Origin of the sequence: Mesorhizobium sp. M7A.F.Ca.US.005.03.2.1 (genome assembly GCF_003997795.1) — a bacterium.
GTDB classification, from domain to species: Bacteria; Pseudomonadota; Alphaproteobacteria; order Rhizobiales; family Rhizobiaceae; genus Mesorhizobium; species Mesorhizobium ciceri.
Window position 1 is genome coordinate 1 of sequence record NZ_RZRP01000299.1, and the last position, 6788, is coordinate 6788.

9 protein-coding genes and 1 pseudogene are annotated in these 6788 nt (G+C 63.3%); 4 read left to right on the top strand and 6 right to left on the bottom strand.

The window, feature by feature from the left end:
• The 3 genes and pseudogenes from EN991_RS17715 to ftsE all read right to left on the bottom strand — a co-directional run.
• Positions 1–281: pseudogene (locus EN991_RS17715) on the bottom strand (YdcF family protein); the annotation flags it as partial.
• Positions 282–414: 133 nt separating this feature from the next.
• Positions 415–1410 (bottom strand): ABC transporter permease, encoded by a 996-nt coding sequence (locus EN991_RS17720; RefSeq protein WP_013529399.1) that lies wholly within the window; start codon positions 1408–1410, stop codon positions 415–417.
• Positions 1403–2062 carry a cell division ATP-binding protein FtsE gene (gene ftsE / locus EN991_RS17725; protein ID WP_010911739.1) on the bottom strand — a complete coding sequence of 220 codons (660 nt, stop codon included), beginning with the start codon at positions 2060–2062 and terminating at the stop codon, positions 1403–1405. The genes EN991_RS17720 and ftsE overlap by 8 nt, the downstream gene beginning before the upstream one ends.
• A gap of 192 nt (positions 2063–2254) precedes the next feature.
• On the opposite strand from ftsE, the gene EN991_RS17730 reads away from it, so the two are divergent.
• The 3 genes from EN991_RS17730 to EN991_RS17740 all read left to right on the top strand — a co-directional run bounded on the left by EN991_RS17730 (position 2255) and on the right by EN991_RS17740 (position 4070).
• Positions 2255–2899, top strand: a complete 645-nt coding sequence (locus EN991_RS17730; RefSeq protein WP_127369225.1) for a hypothetical protein — start codon at positions 2255–2257, stop codon at positions 2897–2899.
• A gap of 182 nt (positions 2900–3081) precedes the next feature.
• Positions 3082–3624: a hypoxanthine phosphoribosyltransferase gene (hpt, locus tag EN991_RS17735; RefSeq protein ID WP_027162903.1), complete on the top strand. Its 543-nt coding sequence runs from the start codon at positions 3082–3084 to the stop codon at positions 3622–3624.
• A 74-nt stretch (positions 3625–3698) separates the two neighbouring features.
• A complete protein-coding gene (locus EN991_RS17740; protein WP_024503765.1) occupies positions 3699–4070 on the top strand; it encodes a response regulator in 372 nt (123 codons plus the stop codon).
• Here EN991_RS17740 and EN991_RS17745 read toward each other — a convergent pair whose 3' ends face one another.
• Positions 4071–5018 (bottom strand): DMT family transporter, encoded by a 948-nt coding sequence (locus EN991_RS17745; RefSeq protein WP_164753801.1) that lies wholly within the window; start codon positions 5016–5018, stop codon positions 4071–4073.
• Positions 5019–5240: 222 nt separating this feature from the next.
• Here EN991_RS17745 and EN991_RS17750 point away from each other — a divergent pair, with 222 nt between their 5' ends.
• Complete coding sequence (locus EN991_RS17750; RefSeq protein ID WP_024503767.1) at positions 5241–6122, top strand: LysR family transcriptional regulator; 882 nt, start codon at positions 5241–5243, stop codon at positions 6120–6122.
• On the opposite strand, the gene EN991_RS17755 is transcribed toward EN991_RS17750, so the two are convergent.
• Both EN991_RS17755 and EN991_RS17760 read right to left on the bottom strand, forming a co-directional pair.
• Positions 6101–6472 carry a glyoxalase superfamily protein gene (locus tag EN991_RS17755; protein ID WP_063169090.1) on the bottom strand — a complete coding sequence of 124 codons (372 nt, stop codon included), beginning with the start codon at positions 6470–6472 and terminating at the stop codon, positions 6101–6103. The genes EN991_RS17750 and EN991_RS17755 overlap by 22 nt on opposite strands.
• 112 nt (positions 6473–6584) lie before the next feature.
• Positions 6585–6788 (bottom strand): DUF4175 family protein (locus EN991_RS17760; protein WP_127369227.1); only part of this gene is annotated, 204 nt, incomplete at its 5' end.

Here is a 6788-nt window from a genome sequence, read left to right on the forward strand (position 1 = left end):
GACGCCAGCAGATCCATCGCGGCATCGAGGCGGGACTGGCCGCCGGTCAAGACGATGATCGCGTCTGCCCTGGCCGGATTGGCGGGCGTCGTCAGGTGACTGACCTTGTTGGCGACCCAACCGAAACCGCCGGCAAACAAAGTTGCAAGGATGAGGACGGAGAGGGCGGACAGGCGCAGCGTGGCTCTTAGACGGCTCACAGCGCGGCGGTCATGCGAACGTGCAACCACCACTGGCATCTGCCCAGCCGTACCGGTCGAATCCCGCGCGTCCATCGCCATATGGTTAATCCTGAAATGCGGCCTTGGGTAGGTAAAAGACGCACTTTGCGTTACGCGAATTCTCTATTCGTGATCACCGTGTTTTATCCATGTCGTTATCCCAAAACCCGTTCCCACTTTTGGGGGACATGAATTAGCCTGCATCCGGTTGGCGGACATCGATGTCGCTGAGATAGGCAACGACGGTGGCGTGCGAGGTTGCCGCCGTCAGTCCGCCGATCACCAGCACCATCAAGACGACACCGAGATAGCCTGCCGAACCGATGGCGAAATTGCCGAACAGGGCGGTCGCCTGGTCGGCCTGCGGCGTCGCCATATTGCGCGACGACCACCAGGAAAAGACGATGAACACGAGCACTGCCGCAGCACCGCCGGCCGCCGCTCCCTTCATGCCGGTGACCAGGAAATGCCGGCGGAATTCGCGCGCGATAAAGCGTGCCTCGGCGCCGACGAAATGCAGCACCTCGATGATGTGACCGTTGCCGGCCATGGCGCCGCGCGTCGCGAACACCACCGTCAGCACCGTCGCCGACAGCATCAGCGCCAGCACGGCGATGCCGATGGTCACCGTGGTGCGGGCCATCGCCACCAGCCGGTCGACCCAGGTGCGGTGATCGTCGAGCGATGCGCTCGGCAGTTTCGGGGTGATCGCGGCGCGTATGGCGGCGAAATCGGGCGGGCTGTTCTCGTCGATGGTGACGATGATCAGTCGCGGCACCGGCAATTCGTCGATGTTGAGGCCCGAGCCCAGCCAGGGCTCAAGGAGCCGCGCGGTCGCCTCGCGGTCGATGATCCGGGTCGCCTTGACGCCGGGGAATTCGCCGGCGATCTGCGAGGCCTGGGTAAGGGCTGCTTCCATGTCGAGGCCGTCGACCGGCTTGATCTGGATCGTTGCCTCACGTGAAATCTGGTTCTCCCAGACGGACGCTGTGTCGCGCACCAGCGTCACCGCGCCGAAAGTCAGGCAGGACAGGAAGGTCATGATGGCGATGACCAGCACCAGCGCCCGGCCGGCGATGTTCTGCGCCGGCACGATCGGCGCCATCCTGCGCTGGGCGCGCGGCTTTGCTTCGGTCGCCTCGGCGTCCTGCTCCCTTTCCACAAAATGTTCGGCGGACAGTTCAGTCATAGATGTCCAGCCTTCCCCCGGCCAGGATCATGCGGCGCGCGTCGACCTGCTCCATCAAGCCGAGGTCGTGGGTGGCGATCACCACGGCGGTGCCGAGACGGTTGAGTTCGATGAACAGCCGCAGCAGGCGTCGCGCCAGCGGCGGATCGACATTGCCGGTCGGTTCGTCGGCGAGCAGGATTTCCGGCTGCTCGATCAGCGCCCGCGCGATCGCGGCGCGCTGCTTCTCGCCACCGGACAGAACCGGCGGCAGCACATGCATGCGTTCGCCCAGCCCGACCCACTTCAACAGCTCGGTGACATCGGTGCGGTAGCTCGCCTCCTCGCGCCCGCGCACGCGCAGCGGCAGCGCGACGTTCTCATAGGTGGTCATGTGGTCGAGCAGCCGAAAATCCTGGAACACCACGCCGATCCGGCGTCTGAGATGCGGCAGCTCGGTGCGGGAAATGCGGGAGCGATCCTTGCCGAAGATGGTGATCAGCCCGCGCGTCGGCTTCAGCGACATGAACAGCAGGCGCAGCAAGGTCGTCTTGCCGGCGCCCGAAGGCCCGCTGAGGAACTGGAAGGAGCGCTCCGGAATGTGCAGGGAGATGTCGCGGAGGATTTCCGGACCCATGCCATAGCGGAGGCCGACATTTTCGAAGCGAATCAATTTCGACGACCTGAAATTCGGCACGGCAGTGAGCCGGCCTGTTCTGGGTAAAGACCATCGGCCGGCATGGTTAACCGGCGGTTAATTCCTAGGCTCTTTCGACTCGTCACGAGGGCTCCGGTGGGGAAGCGTTAACCATTTGTGTTTACGCAAAAGAAACGAAAAGCGAACACGTGCTGCAATGCTGGGGCCATGATGGCTGACGATCGAACCGCGCGCCCGGTTTCCGGCGAAATCATGACCGATCCGGCGGCAATTGCCGCGACGGACCGGTTCATGCGCGGTTCGGCCGCCGACATCGTCGATGCCGATTACGTGGTGATGCCGCGCCTTGCACCTGCCGTGGAAAGCGTTTCGCCGCTGCCGCGTGCGATCGTCATGCCACCCATCGAAGGCATGGACATGCTGCGCAAGCCCGAAGCCCCGCCGGAGCGGCTACCAGCCTCGCGCGGCGGGCCGATCTTCTGGATCGCCGGCATCGGCGCTGCCTTGGCCGCCTTCTGGGTTTCCGGCGGGCACGCGCTGGTGCGCCAGGTGCCGTTCCTGTCCAGCGCGCAAGCGTCGGCGCTCAGCATTTCGGGCGTCACGTCACGCGTCGATGCTTCCGGACCGAACCCTGCGCTGTTCGTCGATGGCGAGGCCGCCAATGACGGCGCCAAACCGGCGCAGCTGCCGCCGCTTGAAATCCGGGTGACCGGCAATGACGGGCACATCACCCGCTATACGTTGGGGACATCCGGCCGTTCGCTGGCCTCTGGCGAAAGATTCGGCTTTGCCAGCCGGCTCGACGTGCCTAGAAACGGTGTAAGAACTGTATCGGTCACCTTCGCCGAATAGCGTGTGCTGATATTCAGGTGAGACTGGCCGCAAACGGCGGTTTCGTGCGCTTCCGGTGCTCACGTACTTCAGTACGCTCCGCTCCGGTTCTCGGAAACCACCGTTTTCGACTCAGCCTGACCTGAATCTCAACACATGCTGGGCGTGAACGCGTTTAGGCAAGAAAATCAGCGGGGCGAAAAATGCCAATTGTACGCGGCAAGAACATCGAAGTCCTGTTTTCTGCATCGGCGATCGCGCGGCGCAATCTCGAACTCGCCAAGGAGATTGCCGGACACGACTACCATGACCTCCTGGTGATCTCGGTGCTGAAGGGGTCGTTCATCTTCGCCGCAGATCTCATCCGCGCCATGCACGATGTCGGCCTGTCGCCGGAGGTCGAATTCATCTTCATCTCCAGCTATGGCGCCGGCACCAGCAGCGGCGAGGTGAGGGTGCTGCGCGACATCGACAATGAGGTCGCTGGCCGCGACGTGCTGCTGATCGACGACATTCTCGAATCGGGCAAGACGCTGAGCTTCACCCGGGAGCTGATGCTGTCGCGGGGCGCCAAGAGCTGTTCGATCGCCGTGCTGCTCGACAAGCGCATGCGCCGCCAGACCGAACTCAATGCCGATTATGTCGGCTTCGACTGCCCCGACTATTTCGTCGTCGGCTACGGCATGGATGTAGCCCATGCCTTTCGCGAGTTGCCCTTTGTCGGTGTCGTCAAAGGGGATGCCTGAGCGGCAGCAAAAAGGTTTGCTGATCCTCAGCGCTTTCAGGAAAAGTCAACTTTTGGCGGCCAAATATGCCGGCCATGGCAAAGCTTCTGATCGTCGAGGACGATGAGTCCGTCCGCACCCTGGCCGCCCGCGCGCTTGAACGCGCCGGGCACACAATCGATATCGCTGCGGATGGCGCGCAGGGGCTTGCGCTGATCCAGGCCGCGCGTGGCGGCTATGATCTCGTCGTCTCCGATATCCGCATGCCGGAGATGGACGGCATCGAGATGGCGATAGCGGCGGCAGCATTGTTTCCCGCCATCAAGATCGTGCTGATGACCGGCTATGCCGACCAGCGCGAGCGCGCCGAGGAATTGAACGGCATCATCCTCGATGTCGTGCAGAAGCCCTTCACGCTGGCTGAAATCCGCTCGCGTGTCGAACGGGCGCTGATCTGCTTCGCCTGATCAGGCTGGGTCGGCGGCAGCGAGCACGGGTGGAACATTCTTGCGCCGTTCGGTGTTGAGCGCCAGCAGGCCGGCGCCGATGATCAAGGCGGCACCGATCACGGTCGTCGACCGCGGCACCTCGGCGAAGAACAGGAAACCCCACAGCGGCGACCACAGGATGCCGGTATATTCGAAAGTGGCAACGCGGTTGGCCGGCGCCATCCGGTAAGCCTGCGACAGCAGGATCATGCCGGCGGAGGCGACGAAGCCGCAGGCGGCCATCTTGAGAAAATCCGGCAGCGTCGGCCAAAGCCATGGCCTTACCAGGAATTCGAGGCTGGGGTGGACGGCGTGGGTTATGCCGGCAAGGTGAAACGCGCCGGCAACCACGGCGGCGCCAACCAGATAGGCGCCGTTCTGATAGAAGGCCATCACGGTGGACGATTCGGTGTCGCCGATCTTGCGGGCCATCAGCTGCGAAAAACCATAGAGCGCCGCCGAGCCCAGCGACAGCAGCGCTGCCCAGTCGAACAGCCCTGCGCCGGGGCGCAGCATCACGAGGACGCCGAACAAGCCGATCAGCACGGTTGCCAGTGTCTGCCAGGAGACGCGCTCGCCAAGGTAGGGCCCGGCCAGCACCATGATGAACAGCGGCGCCATGAAATAAAGCGCCACCGCATCGGCAAGCGGCAAGGCGGCGATGGCCAGGTAGTACATCGTATAGGAGGTGAACTGGATGAAGGCGCGCACCGTCAGCATGCCGAATCGCTTCGACAGGATCGCCCGCAAGCCGACGTCGGCATGCACCAGAACGATCAGGATTGGCAGAGCGACGATCGAGCGGATCGCCATCACCTCGGTCACTGGATAACCGCTCGACACGGCTTTGACGAGCGGATCCTGCAGCGAAAAGACCAGCACGCCGAGGCACAGGCTCAGGATGCCGCCCACCATCCGATTTTGCATCTGCATCCAGGCTCCTGCGCGTACGATCCGAAGCTGCCGCCTGCGGGGTAAAAAGAACCCGCCACCGTTTCGGGCAGCGGGCACGAGTGAGGACTCTTGATTGGTCCGCGGCTGATTTCGCAGCCGCATATCCAATGGGTGAGGCGACTATCATCCGCCGTTTGACATGTTGCAAACGAATTGGAATGATGCCAGCAATCAAATTCTCTTATGGCGGATTTCATGCGGCCGACCCTCGACAGCGACCTCCTGCGCACCTTCGTGGCGATTGCCGAGACCGGCAATTTCACCAAGGCGGCGGAGCAGGCCGGCCGCACCCAATCCGCGGTGTCGATGCAGATGAAGAAGCTCGAAGATCTGATCGGCGCCAGCCTGTTCGAGCGCGGTTCGCGCGGCGTCGCGTTGACGCGGCGCGGCGGCGAACTCATCGTCAACGCCCGCCGCATCGTCTCGCTGCTCGACGAGACGTCGGCATCGATGGCGGCAGCGCCGCTTGGCGGGCCGGTGCGCATCGGCATTCCGGAGGAATATGGCCACGCCATCCTGTCGCGCGCGCTCGGCGCTTTCTCGAAGCGTCATACGCAGGTCGAGGTCACCGTGCGCTATGCCCATTCCGGGGCACAGATGGCGGCGCTCGCTGCCGGCGAGCTCGATCTGTGCGTGGTGTTCGAATGGCAGGATCCCGCCGGCGGCGAAGTGCTGATGCACGACCCGACCGTGTGGGTGACATCGTCCCTGCATCACATGCATGAGGAACAGCCGGTGCCGATCGCGCTCTACAACCGGGCCGGCTGGTGCAAGGACTTCGCCATCAAATCGTTGGAGCAGCGCGATCTTGCCTATCGTGTCGCCTATACCAGCGACACCACCGGCGGCCTCAAGCTCGCCGTCACCTCCGGACTGGCGATCGCGCCGATCTCGCGCAGCAACATTCCGGACGGCTGTCGTGAACTGACCACGGCGGACGGATTCGGCGCCATCGATTCCTCGAACGTGGTGATGCACCGCAACCCGAACGCGTCAGGCGAGGCGATCGACGGCATGCAGGATGCGATCCGCGAAGCCTTCGTCAACAGGCTCAGTCAGCCGGCGGCATCCTCGTAGAAATGCAGCCTGTTGCCGAACGGATCGGCGACCGATACCTCGCGGGTCTTCCAAGGCGTCTCTTCCACGCCTGGCCTGGCGAAGCGGTAGTTTTTGCCGGTCAGCTCGCCATGAAGAGCCGTGATGTCCTCGACCTCGATGCGCAGGGCGATGCCGGGTGCACCGTCGCCATGATGTTCGCTGAGATGCAGGACGCAGCCGTCGCGGCCGATCGCCATGTAGAGCGGCGCGTCGTCGGCGAAGCGATGTTCCCACTGCACCTTGAAGTCGAGGAAGCCGACATAGAATTCACGCGCCTTGGCAATGTCGAAGATGCGCAGGATGGGTGTGACGGCGCCAAGTCTGGGCATGGTGGTGCAACCGTGCGAGAGGGTTTTCAGGTGGGATGGACGGGGGCGGCAATCCCCTTGTTTTTTCGCAATTCCGGACGGAAAACCGCTTCACACATTTCCTGGAATTGCTCTATTTCAGCTCGAGCAGCCGTTCCAGATAGCTGCGTTCGATGTCAGGGCTGAGCGCATTGCCGAGCCGCTTGCGGATCGCTTCCAGAATCTGGCGGGCGCGCTGGACGTCGATCTCGTCGGGCACCTTCACCGAATCGCCGAAATCGGGACCCTGGCTGGCGCGCGGCCGGCCGAGCGGATCGCGATCGGCGTTCTGCTGGCG